The organism is Chloroflexota bacterium, assembly GCA_016875535.1.
Classification (GTDB): domain Bacteria; phylum Chloroflexota; class Dehalococcoidia; order SHYB01; family SHYB01; genus VGPF01.
Genome location: VGPF01000048.1, coordinates 1 through 19,470 on the forward strand (window position 1 = coordinate 1; position 19,470 = coordinate 19,470).

General features: G+C 60.8%; 14 protein-coding genes and 2 pseudogenes. 6 read left to right on the forward strand and 10 right to left on the reverse strand.

The window, feature by feature from the left end; all coding sequences use genetic code 11:
* From FJ039_10965 to FJ039_10975, 3 genes are all read right to left on the reverse strand, one after another.
* The coding region (locus tag FJ039_10965) for a transposase (protein ID MBM4406676.1) at positions 1 to 620 on the reverse strand (620 nt) is incomplete at its 3' end.
* An 11-nt stretch (positions 621 to 631) separates the two neighbouring features.
* On the reverse strand, positions 632 to 898 hold the full coding sequence (locus FJ039_10970) for a transposase (protein ID MBM4406677.1): 267 nt from the start codon (positions 896 to 898) through the stop codon (positions 632 to 634).
* A gap of 130 nt (positions 899 to 1,028) precedes the next feature.
* Positions 1,029 to 1,961: a hypothetical protein gene (locus FJ039_10975; GenBank protein MBM4406678.1), complete on the reverse strand. Its 933-nt coding sequence runs from the start codon at positions 1,959 to 1,961 to the stop codon at positions 1,029 to 1,031.
* A 502-nt stretch (positions 1,962 to 2,463) separates the two neighbouring features.
* On the opposite strand from FJ039_10975, the pseudogene FJ039_10980 reads away from it, so the two are divergent.
* Positions 2,464 to 3,405: pseudogene (locus tag FJ039_10980) on the forward strand (IS110 family transposase).
* Positions 3,406 to 4,225: 820 nt separating this feature from the next.
* Here FJ039_10980 and FJ039_10985 read toward each other — a convergent pair.
* The gene (locus tag FJ039_10985) at positions 4,226 to 5,143 is read right to left on the reverse strand and encodes a universal stress protein (protein ID MBM4406679.1); all 918 of its coding nucleotides are present in this window, start codon (positions 5,141 to 5,143) and stop codon (positions 4,226 to 4,228) included.
* 146 nt (positions 5,144 to 5,289) lie between these two features.
* Between FJ039_10985 and FJ039_10990 the strand changes: the two genes are divergently transcribed.
* Both FJ039_10990 and FJ039_10995 read left to right on the forward strand, forming a co-directional pair.
* Positions 5,290 to 6,474 carry a hypothetical protein gene (locus FJ039_10990; GenBank protein MBM4406680.1) on the forward strand — a complete coding sequence of 395 codons (1,185 nt, stop codon included), beginning with the start codon at positions 5,290 to 5,292 and terminating at the stop codon, positions 6,472 to 6,474.
* Positions 6,475 to 6,486: 12 nt separating this feature from the next.
* On the forward strand, positions 6,487 to 8,055 hold the full coding sequence (locus FJ039_10995) for a SagB/ThcOx family dehydrogenase (protein MBM4406681.1): 1,569 nt from the start codon (positions 6,487 to 6,489) through the stop codon (positions 8,053 to 8,055).
* On the opposite strand, the gene FJ039_11000 is transcribed toward FJ039_10995, so the two are convergent.
* Complete coding sequence (locus FJ039_11000; GenBank protein ID MBM4406682.1) at positions 8,052 to 9,431, reverse strand: class II fumarate hydratase; 1,380 nt, start codon at positions 9,429 to 9,431, stop codon at positions 8,052 to 8,054. The two genes, FJ039_10995 and FJ039_11000, sit on opposite strands and share 4 nt — an antisense overlap.
* A gap of 413 nt (positions 9,432 to 9,844) precedes the next feature.
* Between FJ039_11000 and FJ039_11005 the strand changes: the two genes are divergently transcribed.
* Positions 9,845 to 10,204 carry an RNA-binding protein gene (locus FJ039_11005; protein ID MBM4406683.1) on the forward strand — a complete coding sequence of 120 codons (360 nt, stop codon included), beginning with the start codon at positions 9,845 to 9,847 and terminating at the stop codon, positions 10,202 to 10,204.
* A gap of 93 nt (positions 10,205 to 10,297) precedes the next feature.
* On the opposite strand, the gene FJ039_11010 is transcribed toward FJ039_11005, so the two are convergent.
* Both FJ039_11010 and FJ039_11015 read right to left on the reverse strand, forming a co-directional pair.
* Complete coding sequence (locus FJ039_11010) at positions 10,298 to 10,753, reverse strand: hypothetical protein (GenBank protein ID MBM4406684.1); 456 nt, start codon at positions 10,751 to 10,753, stop codon at positions 10,298 to 10,300.
* 16 nt (positions 10,754 to 10,769) lie between these two features.
* A complete protein-coding gene (locus FJ039_11015; protein MBM4406685.1) occupies positions 10,770 to 11,579 on the reverse strand; it encodes a hypothetical protein in 810 nt (269 codons plus the stop codon).
* A gap of 1,122 nt (positions 11,580 to 12,701) precedes the next feature.
* Here FJ039_11015 and FJ039_11020 point away from each other — a divergent pair.
* Positions 12,702 to 13,244 (forward strand): hypothetical protein, encoded by a 543-nt coding sequence (locus FJ039_11020; protein ID MBM4406686.1) that lies wholly within the window; start codon positions 12,702 to 12,704, stop codon positions 13,242 to 13,244.
* Positions 13,245 to 13,342: 98 nt separating this feature from the next.
* On the opposite strand, the gene FJ039_11025 is transcribed toward FJ039_11020, so the two are convergent.
* The gene (locus FJ039_11025) at positions 13,343 to 14,344 is read right to left on the reverse strand and encodes a hypothetical protein (protein ID MBM4406687.1); all 1,002 of its coding nucleotides are present in this window, start codon (positions 14,342 to 14,344) and stop codon (positions 13,343 to 13,345) included.
* Between the two features lie 91 nt (positions 14,345 to 14,435).
* Here FJ039_11025 and FJ039_11030 point away from each other — a divergent pair.
* Positions 14,436 to 14,747: pseudogene (locus FJ039_11030) on the forward strand (hypothetical protein).
* A gap of 946 nt (positions 14,748 to 15,693) precedes the next feature.
* Here the strand turns inward: FJ039_11030 and FJ039_11035 are convergent.
* Both FJ039_11035 and FJ039_11040 read right to left on the reverse strand, forming a co-directional pair.
* Positions 15,694 to 17,073, reverse strand: a complete 1,380-nt coding sequence (locus tag FJ039_11035) for a hypothetical protein (protein ID MBM4406688.1) — start codon at positions 17,071 to 17,073, stop codon at positions 15,694 to 15,696.
* A gap of 223 nt (positions 17,074 to 17,296) precedes the next feature.
* Complete coding sequence (locus tag FJ039_11040; GenBank protein ID MBM4406689.1) at positions 17,297 to 19,273, reverse strand: DUF4012 domain-containing protein; 1,977 nt, start codon at positions 19,271 to 19,273, stop codon at positions 17,297 to 17,299.
* Positions 19,274 to 19,470: the final 197 nt, after the last annotated feature.

Genomic DNA, 19,470 nt, shown 5'->3' on the forward strand with positions numbered 1-19,470 from the left:
TGAAATCGGCCAGGGAGGGCGTGACTTGCAGGAGCGTGACGCGGAGGTCCAGAGCCCTGGCCAGCCGTATAACCTGGGGCAGCGACTGCTCGGCCACGGGCGAGCCGTCCAGCGGCACGACGACGGCGCTGAGCTTCGCCTCCCCGGCGGGGCCGGCTTTGGAGCGCAAGGTAGCCCAGGGCGTCGACGACCCGATGGCCGGTCAGGTTCAGGTAGATGACTAACGGGGGACTCTCACGGGCAAGGTGATCGACTAACGTCAAAGTGCGGATGCAGCGGCCGTCGATGAGCTCATCGTGCATGAAGTCTAGCGAACAGCGCTTCTCTCGCCGCGTCGCGGTTGGCCGAATCTCCCGTCTCTGACGGGCAACCCAGCGCTGGGGGTGCTTGCGGCGGAGGCAGAGGCTTTCATCCCTGTATAGGCGGTAGAGGCGCTTGTGGTTGACGTGCCAGCCCTCCCGCCGTAGGAGCAGGTGGGGCCGTTCGTAGCCGTAGCTGACGCGAACAGCCGCAAGCTCCCTCAGGCGCATCCGCAAAGCCGCCTGCTCAGGCCGCACGCGCACGTACCTGCAGATCAGCGCCTGGTAGCTGACCTGAAGATCGTGGATGTGCTGTCGCATCCGAGCAGGCTTCACCGATTTTTTCGCAGGACGTCCTGGAGCATCTGCTTATCCAGGCTGAGATCGGCCAGGAGCTGCTTCAGCTTGCGGTTCTCCTCCTCGAGGATGCGGCGGTGGAGCATCTCCTCCACGCCCATGCCAGCATAGACCTTCTTCCACCGGTAGAAGGTCTGCTCACTGATTCCCATCTTGCGGCAGACCTCGGGCACCGGTGTCCCGCCCTCGGCCTGGCGTAGCGCGAAGGCCACCTGCTCGGGGCTGTATCTGGACCGTTTCATGCGATGATCCTCCTCGTTTTTCGGGCCGAATCATCCCACAAATAGTCTCATTCCATTTGGACCAGGTTTCCGGGAGGGGACCAGCCTGGCAGGACTCCACTAATCCCGTGGGCCTAATTGGGGGAAGACGTCAGTTTTGAGAGACGTATACCTTGACATCATGGATAGACACCTCGGAAATATGGACACCTAAATTCGTGATAGTTGCTTGGATATTTTGGTCGCCAAAATTGATGGGTGGGCCTGTGGGGCCTCCCTCAGTTATTTTGGCCGCAAATATGCCGTTTTGATACCATTCCACTTGGCCATTCCCACGGCTAATTGCAGTAATACGCATTGTCTGCAAGGTCGCCACCGCATCTCCCAGGCGTACCTTTGTGATCTCCTTGCCATCGTGTGCTAATCCGAAGATGCCATGGTCGAAATCATTTAAAACTATCGCAAATCCAATCCCCTTTCGTTGAAGGCCACTTGCATTGTCTCCGTTGTTCGTACCGAAGAGGAGGGTGTAGGAGAAGTTGCCTTGAGGGTTTAGCGTGAAGACACCATGTAGCATTACGGTGCGCGACCAGTTCATGCCAGTAGGATCTGGGCCCCATGCAGGATCCTCTGATGTGCGCATAAGCACCCACGAATTAGGAGCGGGACCTACCGAGAGGCGACGCTCTCTGGGCACAGCACCAGCGCGGTAACTTCCATCCCCAACAATTTCCCATGGGAGACTCGGGTCAAGACTACCCCATTGATCTTTCATCAGCATAGCAACGATTAGGTCTGAAAGACCTTGGTCGGGATCAAGTCGTGCGTTGGCTTCATCGATTTTTTTATTAATCGAGGCGTGGTGTCTATCTATCGTTTCAGAGTAGGTAGCTAGTTCCCCAAGTTGTTTTGCTTGTTCATTAGCTAGGCGTTGCATCCTTGCGGCGGTTTGATTGATACGAAGCTCCGTCTGCTTGGGACCAGGTATCTTTGTAGCCAGAACTAGCAAGGAGACTATTGAGGCGAGTACCAAAAGCAGAAGAACCCAAAATCCGTTTGCGTAAAAAGATGTGAATGGTCTCAAGATATTACCTCACATCAAAGAGAAATGATTGTCCGGGCAGGAGCGAGCAATCCCAGCATTAATGTCTTGATTATGACAGAGTTGGCGCGGGAACGCTTGACCAGGTGAATGTCGTGCTCCACTTGATCTTTGGATAGGCCAAGTAGACACAGGAGGAGATATGGAGAGTGCGGTAAAGGCTGTCAAAACGGCCATGGACGGGGAGGGCGATGGCCATCGGAACAGAAGCCGGCAGTGCTGCAGGAGTGGCGGAGCGGCGTGCCCGTCTCTCCTCCCTGAGCACCTGGGCAATCTGCTCTTCGCTGAGCCGTTTCCCTTGTATCTTGCCCATGCGGTAGACTCTTTTCTAAGCACAGCGATGCCGGTGGGACAGGCCTTTTCTCCCATGGTCCAGGGAGACCGAATAAGAGCAAGGTCGCCCCGCCGCGCTCCTGGCGAGGCCGAACGGTTGTCTGGGCCTCGAGCCCGTATCGACAAGGTTGGGCCAACAAGGAGGAGAGGGATGCCATCTGTCTGCGCTGGGACCGATGTATCGAAAGCGTCCTCGATATCGCTGTGGCTCCTGAAAGAAATGTCTGGCAGGTTCCCTATACCGAAGCAGGGATGAGTCAGGTGGCAGACCACCTGCGGAGCATCGCTCCTGCGCTGGTTGTCTTGGAAGCGACTGGCGGGCTCTAGATTGCGATCACAGGTGTCCTTGCGGTAGCGGGTCTTCCTGTGGTCGTCGTGAACCCGCGCCAGGTGCGTGACTGTGGGAAGGCGATGGGCAAGCTGGCGAAGACGGATGCGATTGATGCGCAACTCATCGCTTGCTTCGCCGAACGGGTGCGGCCGGCACTACGTCCCCTGCCAGATGAGGACGCCCAGATCCTCAGTGCCCTGGCGGCGCGCCGTGTGCATCTCATCGAGATGCACACGGCAGAGAAGAGCCGGATGCGCCGCGCTCCCACGCGGGTGCGCAAAGAGATCCAGCGCCATATCGACTGGCTCAGCAAGGATCTTGACGATCTCGATGGAGACCTGGGGGACTTCCTTCGGCAGAGCCCGCTGTAGCGCGAGAAGGAAGACCTGCTCACAACGGTGCCTGGCGTCGGCAATGTGACGGCGATGACCCTGGTAGCCGACTTCTCTGAGCTCGGCATGCTGAACCGCAAGCAGATTGCGGTTCTGGCTGGTGTGGCGCCGTTCAATCGCGACAGCGGAACGCTGCGCGGGAAACGGACCTTTTGGGGAGGCCGGGCTTCGGTTCGGGCGGCCCTCTATATGGCGGCGCTTGTCGCGACCCGGCGGTAATCCAGTCATTCGAGCCTTTTATCGCCGCCTCGTCGCAGCAGGCAAAACGAAGAAAACAGCCTTGGTGGCGTGCATGCGAAAGCTCCTGACTATCCTCAACGCGATGCTGAAGCACAAGACGCCATGGCGGTCCGAGGCTCTTCATGCATAACACGAAAAATCAAGACAGGTGCTCTTATGTGCATCCTCCTTGGCTATTCTATTGCTACGGAGGACTCTAATCCCAAGTGATCTGTTTTCGGGGGAAGGCCGAAATGGCAATGATGCACGGATTTGGTGACCTGCCCTCCAAAAACTAAACCAGGCGCAAAGTGAGGAAACGTCTGATTGGGCCCAAGCCCATTCCGGTATCAACCTCAGGAAGATTTGTTGAGTGTTTCAGGCCAGATTTGCTTCTTCCATGAATTCGTTTGAACTGCGATTTCCGGGAGCGCTGTGGGACCGGTCTTCACTGCAATACCGCCTGTAAGTCTCGGAGTCATATCCGCAAGGCTGCCTAGTTATCTGCTGCAACTACATGCCGACATCTGCCAGGAGGCCTCGAGCACTGTGCACGAACGGCGTTCGCTGACCTAGTACGAAGCCTGTAGATATTGGGAGTGGAGCCGCATATGAGTGGGCCTCAGTTTTTTTTCGGAGGAGATCCTGCAACATCTGCTTGCTGAAGCTGAGGTCGGCAACGAGTTGCTTGAGCTTTCGGCTCCCATCCTTGGGTAACCGCAGCCTCTGCATTAATTCAACGCCCATGCCTGCATAGACACTTCCTCATCGATAGAAGTCTGCTCACTAGTCCTCATTCTCCGGCAGACTTCAGGGACCGCCGTGGCGCCCTCGGCTTGCCACAGCGCGAACGCCATCTGTTTCGGACTGTACAGGTTCATGTGATGATTTCCTTCTGTTGTTTCAGGGCAAAGCACCCCGGGAGAGCCTCATTCTTCGGGGAGGAGAAGACTAAATAGCTTCCGGCGCCGCTATTTAGGCCGCACCAGCAGCACGGGCGTCCCGCCGTGGCGCACCACCCGGTCGGCGGTGCTGCCCAAAAGGGTGCGCGTGAGGCCGGTGCGCCCGCGCGTCGTCATCGCCACGAAGCTGCCCTTGGAGCCTTCGGCTGCGGCGAGGATGGCGGTTGCGGCATCGCCCTGGAGCACGGAGGTCTCGATGTTCCTCAGGCCCTCGGTCTTGAGGCGTGAGGCGATGCCCGCCAGGTACTTCGCCGCATCCTTCGCCAGGTCTTCCGCCGTGGCGGCGAGCTCGGTGGTGGGCGCGCTCATGTAGGTGGCGTTCCACTTGGTGAAATCGGCCAGGGAGGGCGTGACTTGCAGGAGCGTGACGCGGAGGTCCAGAGCCCTGGCCAGCCGTATAACCTGGGGCAGCGACTGCTCGGCCACGGGCGAGCCGTCCAGCGGCACGATGACGGCGCTGAGCCTGGCCTCCCCAGTGGGGCCGCCCTTGGCCTTTGGGTGCATGACCAAGACGGGGTTCACGGCATAGTGGATGACCTTATCGGCCACGCTGCCCAGGAGCCATCGGCGGATGCCGGACCTGCCGTGGGTGGGCATGACGATGATGGCATGGCGGCTCTTTTCGCCCAGGCCGATGATCTCCACAGCTGGGATGCCGGTGAGCACCTTGGTGGAGACGGCGACGCCGGAGCCTTTGAAATGGCCGACGGCCTTGTCCAGGTATGCCTGCGCCGCTCTCGCGCCGGCCTCCGGGAGCTGGGGACGCTTTTCACCCTTGGCGTACTGCTTCAGCTCCTTGGCAGTGGGCTCGACAACCTGCACCAGCATGACGTCAGTCTTGAGGGCCGCCGCCAGGCGCTTGGCATAGGGGAGCACCGCTTCGCCGAGGGATGAGCCGTCTAAGGGAACGATCACGCCTGCCGCCATCGTGGGCCTCCTGCTGAACGATTCAGCGAGAGTCTACAGGCCGCCGCCTGCAGAATCCATGAATGGGTGGGGGCTTGGCGTGAAGGTATCGTGAAGCCGCCGCTTCCGAAGACGCCCACGTATAATGTACCGGAAGGAGCGATAGCATGAAGTGGGCCTCTGCCATATCACAGGAATTTTCCGTCAGAAAAGCCGTTGCGGATACTATTGCGCGGGTGAAGGCGGACCTGGGCGATGTTCAGCCTGACCTGGCAGTCGTCTTCGTCTCGGCGCATCACGCCGTGGACTTCCCGTCTATTCCACAGATCGTGCAATCGAACCTCGGCGCAAAGACCCTTATCGGCTGTTCTGCGGGGGGAGTCATCGGGGGCGGGCGCGAGGTGGAGGACGAGGCGGCCTTTTCGCTCACGGCGGCGGCGCTGCCCGATGTGAAGCTCTCCGGCTTCTACGCCGATGAAGCCTCTATCCCGAGTCCGGACGCCGGGCCGGGCGCCTGGGAGCAGCTGGCCGGGGTGACGGCGAGCGAGGAGCCGCACTTCATCGTCCTGCCCGATCCGTTCACGATCCGATCGGAGATGCTCGTCTCCGGCCTGGACTACGCCTTCCCCAAGAGCGCCAAGATCGGCGGGCTTGCCAGCGCGGCGCGGATGCCCGGCGGCAACGCCCTCTTCCTGAACGAGAAGGTCTTTCGCAAGGGGGCTGTGACTCTGGCGATGGCGGGCAATATCCAGGTGGATACAGTGGTGGCGCAGGGCTGTCGGCCCATCGGCAAGCCGTACATCGTCACCCGGTGCCGCCAGAACGTTCTGCTGGAGCTGGACAACCGGAAGCCCATGGACGTCCTGCGCGAGGTCTTTGCGGAGTGCAGCGACCGCGACCGCCAGCTCATCAACTCGGCGCTGCATTTGGGCATCGTCACGGACCCGCTCTTGGAGGAGTTCAAGGCGGGCGATTTCCTAATCCGCAACGTCCTGGGCATGCACCAGGAGTCGGAGGGCTTCGTCATCGGGGAGCTGCTAACGGAAGGGCAGGTGGTGCAGTTCCATGTGCGCGATGCGGCCACGGCGGCGGAGGACCTGGAAGGGACGCTGCGGCGCTATGCGGGCAACCGGCTCCCGAAGGCCGATGCCGGCGCGCTACTCTTTTCCTGCGTGGGCCGCGGGGCGAACCTCTTCGGCAGGCCGAACCACGATACGGACCTCTTCCTGCGCGAAGTAGGCCGGATGCCGCTGGGCGGCTTTTTCTGCAACGGCGAGATCGGCCCCGTTGGGCAAACGACCTTTCTGCACGGCTTCACCAGCTCGTTCGGTATCTTCAAGCCGCGCCGCTAGCGGGTGGAGCCTATGACCACCCAACAGGGCGAGGCGGCATGGGCCTACCACAATGCCACCAAGCATTCGCCGGAGAGCATCCGCACGAACCGGCACTACATGGACTGGGCCAACCAGCCGATGCCTTACAAGGTCATCGAGAACCTGGAGCCGATGCCGCTCCCTCGGGAGCTGCGGGCCTCATCGCATCCGGCGCTGGCCTCCATCGCCGGGCACGGGCCGGACCGCCCGCCCCAGGCCATCACCAGCGATGACCTGACGAACCTCTGCTTTTTCTCCGGCGGCATCACGAAGTTCCTGACCCACGGCGCAGAACAGCGCCCCTTCCGCGCCGCCGCCTGCACCGGCGCCCTCTACCACATCGAGTTTTATATCCTCTGCGGCGATATCCCGGGCCTTTCGGCGGGCGTCTATCACTTCGGCGTCCACGATTTCGCCCTGCGCCGCCTGCGCGCGGGCGACTACCGGCGCGTGCTGGTGGAGGCAACAGGCGGCGAGCCTTCCGTGGCGGGTGCGCCGGTAGTCTTTCTCTTCACCACTACGTACTGGCGCAATGCGTGGAAATATCAGGCGCGGGCCTACCGCCACGCCTTTTGGGATAGCGGCACCATCCTCGCGAATTTCCTTGCGGCGGCCACGGGGAACGTCTGGCCCGCCAAGCTTGTCATGGGCTTTGCCGATGAGCCGGTGGCCCGCCTGCTGGCGCTCAACCGGGAGAAGGAGGCGACGGTGGCCCTGGTGCCGCTGGGCGCGGGCGCAGACGCGCCGCCGGAGCCGCCGCCTGTGGGCGGGCTGTCCATCACGCTGATGCCCCTTTCGGCAAGCGAAGTGGACTACCCGGCCATCCGCGCGATGCATGCCGCCTCCTCGCTGGCGAGCGGCGAAGCGGTGAAGGCCTGGAGAGGCGCGCCGCCGCCCGTCATCGCGCCGCCCCCTAAGGGGAGGCTCTTTCCGCTGGCGCCCTTGGACGAAAGGGCGGTGGAGGACCCGGTGGAGCGCGTGATCATGAAGCGCGGCTCCTCACGGCGGTTCGAACGCGAGGCGATCACCTTCGCCCAGCTTTCGGCCTGCCTCCGCGCGGCGACAGGAGGCATCGCCGCCGACTACCTGGAGCCGTTGGGCGCGACGACGAGTGACCTGTATCTCATCGTCCACGCGGTGGATGGCCTGCCGAGCGGCTCGTATTACTACCGCCGGGGCGAAGGGGCGCTGGAGCAGCTGACGGAGGGCGACTACCGCGATACGGCGGGTTTTCTCGGCCTAGGCCAGGAGCTTTCGGCCGACGCCTCGGCAGACGTCTTCTTCCTGACCGATCTGCGCCGCGTGCTGGCGCGCTTCGGCGATAGAGGCTACCGCGCGGCGCAGATGGAGGCGGGCATCGCGGGAGGCAGGCTCTACCTGAGCGCGTACGCCCAGGGCTTCGGCGCAAGCGGCCTCACCTTCTTCGACGACGAAGTGACGGCCTTCTTCTCTCCCCATGCGGAGGGGAAGAGCGTCATGTTCCTGGTGGCCCTCGGCGTGCCCGGGAGGCGGCGTGTGGAGGCGGCCCCGGCGCACTTTGTGAGGAAGACGGCCTCTTAACCGCCGCCGCCCGCCGCCTTGGCGCCGGGCTTGGTCATGGCGATAAGGTCCAGCGCTTTCTTCAGCTGGGCTTCGGTGAGGTTCGTCTGCTCCTTGGCTACTTCGGGGATCGTCCGTCCCGTCTTTGCCGCCTCTTTGGCGATGGCGGCCGCCTTATCGTAGCCGACGACGGGCGCGAGTGCGGTGGCGAGCATCAGGCCCTTGATGACCATCTGCGGGCCGTGGTCCGTGGCCTTGATGCCGTCCACGCACTGGACGGCGAAGTTGGAGGAGGCCGCGGCGAGGAGGTTGACGGACTGGAGGAGGTTATAGGCTGCCACGGGCATCATGGTGTTGAGCTCGAAGAAGCCCCACTGGCCGCTCATCACGATGGCGGCGTCGTTGCCGATGACCTGGGCGCAGACCTGGATGAGGGATTCGGCGATGACGGGGTTCACCTTGCCGGGCATGATGGAGCTGCCGGGCTGGACTTCGGGCAGAGTGATTTCGCCGATGCCGGCGCGGGGGCCGGAGCCGAGCATGCGGATATCGTGCGCGATCTTGAGCAGGCTGACCGAGGTGGTGCGCAGGGCGCCGCCGGAGGCGACGATGTTGTCCAGCGTAGCCTGGGCCTGGAAATGGCTGCTCGTCTCGACGACTTTGACGCCGGTGAGCTTGGTGAGACGGGCACAGGTAAGCCTGGCGAACTTGGGATGCGTGTTCACGCCGCTGCCGACGGCGGTGCCGCCCAGGGCCACTTCCGAAAGTTCGGCCTGGGCCGCCTTGAGGCGCTTGATGGAACGCTCAACCTGGCCCGCGTAGCCCTTGAACTCCTGGCCGAGGGTGACGGGTGTGGCGTCCTGCAGGTGGGTGCGGCCCGTCTTCACCACCTTCGCGAACTCCTTGCTCTTCTTTTCCAGCGAAGCTTGGAGCTTGAGCAGCGCGGGCATCAGCTTTTCGTTGATGTCAATGAGCGCGGCGATGTGGATGGCCGTGGGGATGACGTCATTGGAGGATTGCCCGGTGTTCACGTGATCGTTGGGGTGGACGGCGCGGGAGCCGCGAGGCTTGCCGAGGTGTTCGCCGGCGCGGTTGGCGATGACTTCATTGGCGTTCATGTTGGTGGAGGTGCCGGAGCCGGTCTGGTAGATGTCCACCACGAAGTGGCTATCGAACTTGCCATCGGCCACCTCTTGTGCGGCCTTCACGATGGCGTCCGAGATTTTCTTATCGAGGAGGCCAAGCTCGGTGTTTGTTTGCGCTGCGGCGAGCTTGATGAGGCCCAGGGCGCGGATAAATGAGCGCTGGAAGCGCAGGTCGCTGATGGGAAAGTTCAGGACGGCCCGCATGGTGGAGGCGCCGTAATAGGCGGACTCAGGGACCTCCATGGGGCCCATCGTGTCCTTTTCGATGCGGACGCCTGGCTTGTTCGTAGTCACAAAACTCCTCCGGATAGGCTGAAAATCGGCACGGCCACCAGTATAACCCAGGGACGACCTGAAGAGAGAGCGGAAGCGATGTGGTCTGACACAGCAACTCTATGTAGCTGATGAGAAACGCGAATCCCTGTGCTTGTGTATACAGTATGTCGGCTTCCTGCCGACTTTACCGTGGCGATAGGCAAAATGCGGCACATTTCGGCAGAGCTCTTGCACTTTCCGGCACGGGTTGCTATATTCCCTGGTGGAGCGGCGTGAAGAGCGTCTCTCCCGGACAACGGTTGGACGCGAATAAGCGCGGGTGCCGCAACTGGTTGGACGCAAGGATGTGGCAGCCCGCGCATTTTGTTAGGCAAAGGAGATAGAGCAGAGTGGGTAAGAGACTGTATGTCGGCAATCTGAGTTATTCGACGACGGACGATCAGTTGCACCAGGCTTTCGCCCCGCACGGGAAGATCGAATCGGCCATGGTGATGACTGACCGGTACACGGGCCGCTCCCGTGGCTTCGGCTTTGTGGAATTCGCCAGCGATGAAGAGGCGAAGAAGGCCGTCGCGGCGCTGGACGGCCAGATGCTGGACGGGCGCGCCCTGAAGGTGAACGAGGCCCGCGAGCGCACGGAATCGCGCCCACCGAGGGGCGGCGGTGGCGGCTACGGCGGCGGAGACCGAGGCGATAGAGGGGACAGAGGCGATCGCGGAGACCGAGGAGACCGCGGCGGCCGCTGGTAAACGCGCCTCACAGCATCGCATACCTGTACACGTAAAAGCCCCCTCCCGGGATCCCGGGAGGGGGCTTTATGTTTCTTCCTGCGAGGCCTGTTGCTACGGAGCGTTGCCCTCTTTGAAGACGGAGGGATTGTCCGGCCCTTCAGCGAGGATGAAGCCTGCGAGTCCGCGCTCCAGGCGTGAGAGGGAGTGGTCCACGATGATGTAGCGGCCGGGCACGTCAATCTTGAATTCGACGATGGCGGAGCCGCCGGCTGGGACGTAGGTGGTCTGCACATCGGTGGCTGGAGGCGACATGGAGCCTTCCATGTAGACCCGGTCGAAGATCTCACCGATGACGTGGAAGGACGAGGTGTAGTTGGGGCCGCCGACGCCGAAGTAGATGCGGACGGTCTCGCCCACGCGGGCTCGGAGCGGCTTCTCCGTGGTGAGGGAGCCTACGGCGCCGTTGAGAACCACGTACTCGGCCTGCTCAGCGAGCATCTTGGTGACGCTGAACTCCTGGTGGCCCTTTTCGCCGAAGGGTTTTTGGGTGTAGAGCTCGCCCTGCATGACGTAGAACTCGCGGTCAACGGGGGGGGAGGCCGTTTTCGGGCTCCACCAGGATGAGGCCGTACATGCCGCTGGTGATGTGGTGGGCGACGGAGGGTGTGGCGCAGTGGTAGACGTAGAGGCCCGGGTTCACAGCCTTCCAAGTGAAGGTCTTTTCGCCGCCGGGAGGCGTTTGGGTGAGCGTGGCGCCGCCGCCGGGGCCGGTCACAGAGTGCAGGTCAATCGAATGGACGAACTTGCTGGCGGCGTTGTTCTTGAGGGTCATCTGCATCGTATCGCCCACGCGGACGCGGTACATGGGGCCGGGGACTTTGCCGCCGAAGGTGAAGTAGTAGTAGGAGGTGCCATCGGCCAACTTCCCGGTGACCTCCACCGTCTCAAGGCTGACGCGATGGGTGACGGGACCCCGGCGGCCGATGGGGGGCGGAACTTCCGTGGGGTCGCGGACGATGCTCACGGCCTGGACCTGGGGCTGCTGTCCGGCACCCTTGCCGACGATGAGTTTGCCTTCCATGCCTGCCGCGCGATGGCCGGGGACGGCGCAGAAGTAGGTGAAGGAGCCTTCCTTGTTCGCCACAAAGCTGACCTTTGTCTGGCTCCCCTTGGCTGTGATGCGAGCAGAAGTAGCGTTGAAGTCCGGGAACGAGATGTCATGCTCAACGCCATCGCCGTTGACGAGGGTAACGTCAATGTTCGCGCCAAGGGCGACCTCGATGGCCGGATTGCCGATCTTATCAATGGCCCCGCCGACGCCCACGAAGGTGAGCTGACCGTGCTGAAGATCGGTGGCTAAGGTGAAACTTGCCGCTTGGCCTTGGATGGCCACAGGCGTTGCCTGGGAGCCGCCACCTGAAGCGGCAGGAGGCGCTACCGGCTGCTGGGGGGCCTTGGCGGTAGCGGTGCGGCTCTCTTTCAGCGACTCTTGGTAGTCCTTGGCAATGTTGCCTTCACAGGCGGCAAAAGCCAGGGCTGCAACGATAACAAGAAAAGACCGACGATAACGTGGAACCTTGGAAGCCGAGCTAATCGCATAGATTCTCCTTCTGCATAGCCGGAGAGAGGCCAGGGGCTATGCAAAAGCAGTATGGGTTGGGGGTGTGAAGGAGTTGTGAAATAGGGCACAATGCTCGTGAAGGTCACGTGAAGCGAGGGGTTGTCATGCAGGGGGAAACAGGTTTGGATGGACATACCATCGGGAGGCCCCGTATGATGGTTTTTCGTGTCCTCAGAGGTAAAGAGGCTTAAGGCTTACCGCCTCATGGGTGAAATCCACAAATATAGGGCGATCATCGTGCGCTGCCTGGTATTTTGGGCCGGGCTTGCTGTTCTGGTAACCGCTGCTGTGCTGCCTATGGCGCTTGACTACGCATCGCCTCAGGCTGCTCAGGGGCAAACGGTGCCTATGCCGCCGCCAAGCAGACCGCCACCGGCTGAAGTGACACCGACACCTGAACCGCCGCCCACGGCGACCCCCGCCCCAACTCCCGTGGTCACGCCGACTACTGTTCCAACCCAGGCGCCCACGTCACCTCCTTCGCCGACACCGCCTTCCACTTCGCCGCCGACCCGACCGCCTTCGCCAACACCTCAGCCAACCGCGCCGCCGCTCCTTGGGATAACCCTAAGCCAGCAAACGACGGCGCTAGCATCGGACGGAGCACCGTTGACGCTTGTGAGCGGCAAGACAGTTGCCATCGCCACGAGTGGGAGCGGGCAAGCGATCCAGTTTCCGGTACGGCTCGCGGCCGGCCAACGCCTCGGGTCGTTCAGCGATCCGCAGTCCGGCTTGCAAGCAACGTTTTCTCCGTCCGGCGACCAGGGGACTGTCATCATTCCCCTGACCATCCAGGGTCTGCCCGCCCGGATGCGCATCGAGGTTGGAGCAGGCTCTGTGCAAGGTGAACTGGTCACGACACCCGTACGGAGAGTGCTGCTGGAGGCGGGACCGGTGGCAATCGCAGCCGGCCCTGAGCCGGAGGCGGCTCTGGAAGTCGTCGCGACGCTCCGCCAGGTCCCGGAGGCAGTGGCGATAGAAGTGCGCCCGGTGAGCGTAGGCGGGCAAATCGAGGCAGCTGGACGCAGCGCCGCTGAGCGAGCCGGACTGGCGATCGAGGCGATGGCCTATTCCGTAGAAATCCGCCCGGGTGGCGGCACGACTGTCTCAAGCGGCACGCTGGTCTTCACAGTCACGAGGGATTGGCTCGCGCAGTGGCCTGAGAATAGCCTCCGCGTGCTGCGCATAGACGGCCAAGGGAGAGCATCGTTTCTGAGCGTTGACCAAAGCGGTGCAACCGGCGCAGACAAAGTGCGCCTGCAAGCAGAGTCGCCGGAGGGTTTTTCCACCTTTGCCGTTGTAGCGGTAAAGGCAAAGGTGAAGGTGGAGGCGGGAGGCGGGTCGGGGATGATTATCGCCGTTGCGGGCGTGGCTGTTGCGGTTGTGGTGGTGGGAGGGTTCTTCCTCTTGCGGAGAGGGAAGAGGCCTGCGGCATGATGCGAAAGAGCTAGCCTTCTACGGTAATCGCTAGGCGAAAAGAAAGACCCGTGAGTCTCACGGGCCTTTCTTTTCAAGCGGAGGAAGCGGAGGAGCCGTTAGGGGATGATGTTCAGCACCCTGTTGCGGAAGTATTCGCCTGTTGCGCTGAGCGGGGCGCCGGTCTGGGGACTGGTGAAAAGGCTGATGCCGGCATAGGCGCCGCCGTTGCAGGTGGTGATGTCGTTATAGGAGATGAACTGGAACCAGCGTTGGATGTTCAGCGGCGCGGAATTGGCCTCCAGCCAGTTAAAAATAGTCCCCATGTAGTTGATCACTTGGGTGGTTTGGTATGCGCCGGAAGGAGAGGGGAGCGTGCCACATCCGGGCGTGTTGAAGCTGGCTGCGGGGTAGCCCCAGTGCATGGAGAGCTCGGTAATCCAGATAGGTTTGTTGGCCTGGGCGTGGATGTTGTTTAGGAATGCTCGCATGTTCTGGATTTGTTCGATGGCGAGGTTGGCATTGACGGTAGGCAAGTTGTCCCAGGCTATCGGGTAGACGTCTATGGCCCAGATATCAATTGGCGGAGGGCCGTGGCGATTGACGTATTGGGTATAGAACTTATCCGTCCAGGAGTGACCAGACTCGTATCCTCCGCAGCCTGTACAGGTAAAGTCCCAGTTCAGAACAGACGGGCTGGTGATTTTGGCAGTGGGGTCTAACTGTTTGATCTGGCTGTAGAGAATGTGGAGCTGGTCCACAACGGCAGTGATTTCATCCAGTCCTTCGGGAAGGGTTCCATCGTTCCGTCCATCGGTCTGGGGACGAGCGCCGCCATCGTTCGGTTCGCCAAGAATGTACCAGACAGCTCCAGGGAATTGCTGCGTGAGCGTTTGGATCTGCGCAAGTGGTAGACCTGTCCCGCCAAGGAACAACACCTTCTGATGTCCAGGGATCGCGACTGGAGATGCGGTGAAGTCTATAAACCATTTTGTGCCAAGCGTATCAAGAAAGTACTGTTGCTCAGCTGGGTTTGAAGTGTGCAAGATGACGCCGTAACGATCGTCTGCCTGCGGGGTTTGGGTGGGTGTGGGTGTAGGGATCGTGGTTGGGGTTGGCAATGGAGTTGCCGTTGGGAACGGGGTGGGTGTTGAGGCGGCCCCGCCGCCGCCTCCGCCACCACCGCCGCCAGGTGGACGAGTAGGCACAAGTGTGAGACCAGGGGTGGGCGTTGGCACAGGGCTTGGGGTTGAAACAAGGGTTGGTGTCGGCAGAGAGGTCGGTGTTGGCACAGGGCTTGGGGTTGAAACAAGGGTTGGTGTCGGCAGAGAGGTTGGTGTCGGCAGAGGCGTGGCTGTTGACGTCGCGATCGGCGTAGGGCTTGGCAATGGCGATGGGGTTGGTGTTGGGGTGCTGGTTGGGGTAGGCCTTGGCGTTGGAGGGGGCGACGGTGTATGTGCAGGCGTTGGGGTCGGGCTTGGAGTCATTGGCGTGGCGCTAGGGATGTTTTTCTCACCCAAGTCAACGACGAGGAGGGTGGAGAGACCGCTCGGCGAAGAGAAGCGAAGAAGGCCAGGAGAGATTTCTCTGGCAGTGAGGCGCTCGGTTGACCCGTCATCCGCTATCCGGATGCCCGCGAAACGGGCGTTGTTCGTGCCGGGCGATGAGCGGATGAGGAGGAAGCCTTCGCCTACTTCTTGTCCGTTCCGAAGATTCTGCTTGTCAACTTGCACAGCGATGACGGGCACCCAATCCTTGGTCTCTTTGATGAGGGCTCCCGCGGCTGAGATTTCACCTGACGAAAGGTTCTGCCGCGCGGATACGGAGACTTTTGCCGTAACCGGGAGCTGATGAAGGCCGAATCCAAGCTGCAGCGATTGCACAAGCGGAGGGACATCCTTGGGCGCAGGCGGGGCGAGAGAGCCAGTGGTCACTTGCATATTAGCGAGTGAAAGGGTCACCGCCGAATCTGAACGCTGGACGGCTTGCACGTCCGCCTGCAAGGTCAAGGACAGGTTACCCGCTATCTGCGAGAGAGGAAGTTCTGCTGTCAATTTCCCATCAGGTTTTTTTGTCACCGTAATGCCAATGCTGGAATCTCTGAACGATCCCATCTGCTGACCTGCAGGGACGGCAATCGGAAGTTCCAACGCTATGACGTTGCCATCTCTGCTTCGGAGGGAAGCCTGGCCTCCAGAGATGAAGAGGGGTTGGCCTGCTTCGGTGCGGGCTTCTGCGGAGGATGAAACGCTGAACTGGAGAGGAATGGCCGCCTCGGACAGCACAGTTCTGGCCGAGGAGCCGCCTTTTAAGGATCCGGAGCATGAGGCCAATAGAATAGCGGAGAGACAGAGGACAGATGCTGCGACGATAGTCCGAGAGCGCGGGAAATTGGCAGATGGGTGCAGGATCTGAGAGAGGTTTTGGTTTATGAAGGCCGGCAGCCGTTCAAAGAGCTTTGGGTTTTCCATTATCGTGCCCCGCCATCAGACGCCAGAACCCGCACGGCGCCCTGGTACGTCCCAGGCGCGGCACTTGCGGTGAAGATACCGGACGATTCGATGCGCCCAGCCTTAGGGTCTACCATGCTCCACCTGAGTCGGAGCGGCAATATCTGGAGCCCTTGGTCATCGTAGCCGATTGCTCGGAGCGCGATGGACTGTTCTGAAACAACCACGATGGTGTCCGGTACGATTTCGACTTTCGCCAGCTTCCCGACGATGCTCACGCTCGCATATTGCACAATTCTGACCCTGCGCCCGTCCTGGTCTTGAACAAGCTCGAGTTTGACAGCATTCCGATGGACGCCCGGTGTCATACCCGCGACAAAGATGCCGGTTTGGGTGATGGATCCTGCGGCGGAATCCTCCATGCTCCAGGATACGCGCACGGGGACATTTTTGCCCTGAGCGTCGAATCCTGCGGATGAGAAGATGAATCGCTGGCCAGGCTGAGCGGTCACGCTACCGGGCGTGATACGCGCCGTGGCTAAAACGCCGCGCGCGGGAGGCAGTTGGACGGTGACGGAGACCGTTGCTGTGACTGAGACAGGCCCGGATGGCAATGACTGAGTCGCCGTGAGCTTTATGGCGTTCTCAAAGCGGCCAGTTTGCTGGCCTGCCACGAACTGGCCAGGGTGTTCTATCCTGCCCGCTTGTGCAGTCACCGCTGCCCACTCGTACGTGATTTGACCCAAAGAGCGGCCGCTCTGGTCAAAGGCGCGAGCCAGGAAAGAGACCCGCTGCCCAGGGGCAAGGACGACGTTATTTGGAACAACGGAAAGCTGGCTCAGAATGCGGGCTTCCAGGCCTTGCTCCCTCACGGTTACGGCAACAAAGGCCTGCCGCTCGATAAGACCTTGGGCAGTTTCTTGGATGGCGGTGACGCTGACGCCTTTGGGGTATACCCCGGGGCTTGTTCCGGCAGTGAAGAAGCCAAGGCGGTCAACCTGGCCTATCCTGGGATCGGCGACGCTCCAGGTAAAACGAAGGCCTTGAACGAATTGGCCTTGTTCGTCCCATCCTAGGGCGCTCAGGCCGGCTACCTGCCCAGGCAGGAGCGCGATGCTGGCCGGATAGACAGCAACGGTTTGAAGGGCCCGCGCGGCAGAGACTGCCGGGTCTACAATCTCAACCGAAGCCGATTTCACGATGACCACACTTCGATGCGTTACCTTTGCCTCTATAGCGTCTCGATAGATGCGAGGCACTTTGGCTGAGGCGAAAAGCCCTGCAGATGAAATCCTCCCCGCCTCGGGATGGGCCTTCCACTCCACCTTGGCTTGGGGGATCGGTTTACCAGCAGCGTCAAAGGCTATGGCTGTGAAAACGAACCGCTGTCCGGCGGCCACGGAGGCTATGTCTGGGGAGACTTGGACACGAGCCAGCACGGCCTCAGGCCCGGCGGGCTCTATGATGACAGTGGCGGAGGTCGAGACAGTGAACTCGCGATCTTCATCGGGGGTTAGAGGCAGGCCTGGAGCGTTTGTGGACTGTTCGCAGGCACTGAAGAGCAGTGAAGTGCCTGCGATTGCCGCGATGGCCAATGCGGCCTTCAAGAAGGATGCCCGCCTATTAGCCACGCTGCAATACAACAGTCAGCTCCTTATCAGTATCGAGAGAGAAGGAATATAGGAGCGTGCGGTCTTCTTGCGAGATCGGGGTTGCACTCGAAGAGCGAAGGCGATACCCATCCGGAAGACTGACGGCGATGGTGACAGGCTCAGCCTGCAGTCCTGGCTGTTTCTGAATGGTCAGGCGATAGGTCAGCAGGTTACCTTGCACCAGCATCGCTGACTTGGGGATGCTGTAATGAAAGGCCACGGAGCGAGTTTGCCCCTCGGGAACCGTGAAAAAGCCCGCATAGACTTGCTTGTCGTTCTCTTGATAGGTACGGCTCGTCTCTTCGATATCGTTGTAGCCGACCCGGCGATAGAGGGCGCCCTGGGGCATGGGGAAGGGAGAGGCTCCGGCAAGAGAAGACCCGATGGGCACGTAGACGCGGAGGAAGTTCCAGTAGCACGCATTCTTTAGGATTGCATAACTCTCCACCGGCACAGGGCCACTCTGCACAGCGCAACCGCTAGAGCCGGATATCCGGCTCTTATTCGTGTAGACGATCTCAAGTCTGGCCTCGCCGCCTGTGGGCGTCAGTGCCAGATCATATTTCAGCGACCGGGTGATGTTGCGATTGACCTTGTTGAAGCCCACATTGCTGTCCACAGCCATCAGGTAGTCGCCTTCCACATCGCGCAGGTCGCCATTCCAGCGATTCCGCTCCGCCATGGCGCGGAGGGCGGGCTCGTGGAAGGCGAGGAGGAGATGCTTCTGCTCAAGACTTCGGTTCAGGCCTAAAAAGAGGGAGGCAAGGAGGAAAGGAGAGGGCTCTTCTTGGAGACGGTTGAGGGACGCTTGAAGGATCGTGTCCATGAAGGCCCGACCTTCTGCATCTGTCCCGTCTTCCATGAGGGTGACAAAGGTCTCTTGTGTCATGACCTGACCTGAGGGGAGAGTTATCGGCCCAAGCGCCCGGAGTATCTCCTGGACGCCCCATTGGTTGAGGCCGATGACGCCGGCGAACTCGCGCGGGCGGTCCATCTGGAAGTAGCGCTCCATGGCGCGAGCGGTCTCTGGAAAGTCGGGGAACCAGCTGGCGTCCCGAAACAACCATGCTCCAGCCCAGATAGTCTCCAGGAGCCCCTGGGGAGGCAATGGGGGAGCAGTGGTGATGGCGTCAACATCCAGGGTATCCCAGAACGTGAGCTCCGTCATGACGCCTTGATCAAAAGTGACGATCCAGGCGCCGGGGATGAAGCCGCCAGTGGCGCGAAGCTCATCGCTGTTGTGGGCGACGATGAGATAGGTGCGCGGCGTGGAAAAGCCGAGGAAGGATTGCCAGGACTCGGCCGCCGCCAGGGACATGCGGACCAACGTTTGAAGATGTTTTGTGACTTCTTCGGAGAGAGCCACCCTTTTCTGAGCGCCTGAGCCAAGATCAGAGTGGCTGAGACGATCCTGTATCTTTGCAGCAGCATCAAGGGTCTGCAAGGCTTTGCGCAGAGATGGAGTTTCATTGGTCAGGGCCAATAAGACATCCTCATTTATGTGCCTATCTCGGAGTAGGCTGGCCACGCTGCTGCGAGATCCAGAGTCTACCACGTTATCGAAGCGAGCGAGAAGATCCTGGGAGGTCTGGACAATATCTGTGCCTAAGTGAAGCATCGTTATGCTCGCTTTGAGGTCGCCGCCAATCCCAGGAAGCCAAGTAACGAGTGGGGCGACTCTGATAAATGGGCTGAGTGTCCTTTTGGCGCCCAGAAGCTCATTGCTGAGAGTCGAAAGATGTTGCCTGCCTAAATCAAGATTCTCCACGGAGCCCGAGTCGATGTCTTGCCACAGAGCTCGAAGGTTTTGAATAGTTGTCTCAGCAGATCGCGCTTGATGCATGCCTTTGTTAATGCGCAAAGCGCTCCAGGCAGAGACGTATAGCAGGACAAGGATTATAACAATGAGCGTAGTCCGAATCGGATATCGATGGAATGAAATAAGCATTTGGATGCAATAAAACCAGTTTAGGGCATACCGAAGATATTAGTCAGTAAGGAAGGCAACTCCAAATCCTTGAGCTACAGATGGATGCAGGACTGACCTGCCCCCCAAAAACTAGACCAGGCGCAAAGTGGGAAAATGCCTGGACGGAAAGGGAGGCAGCGATGCCAAGGAAACGGTTTGCGGCAGAGGAGATCATC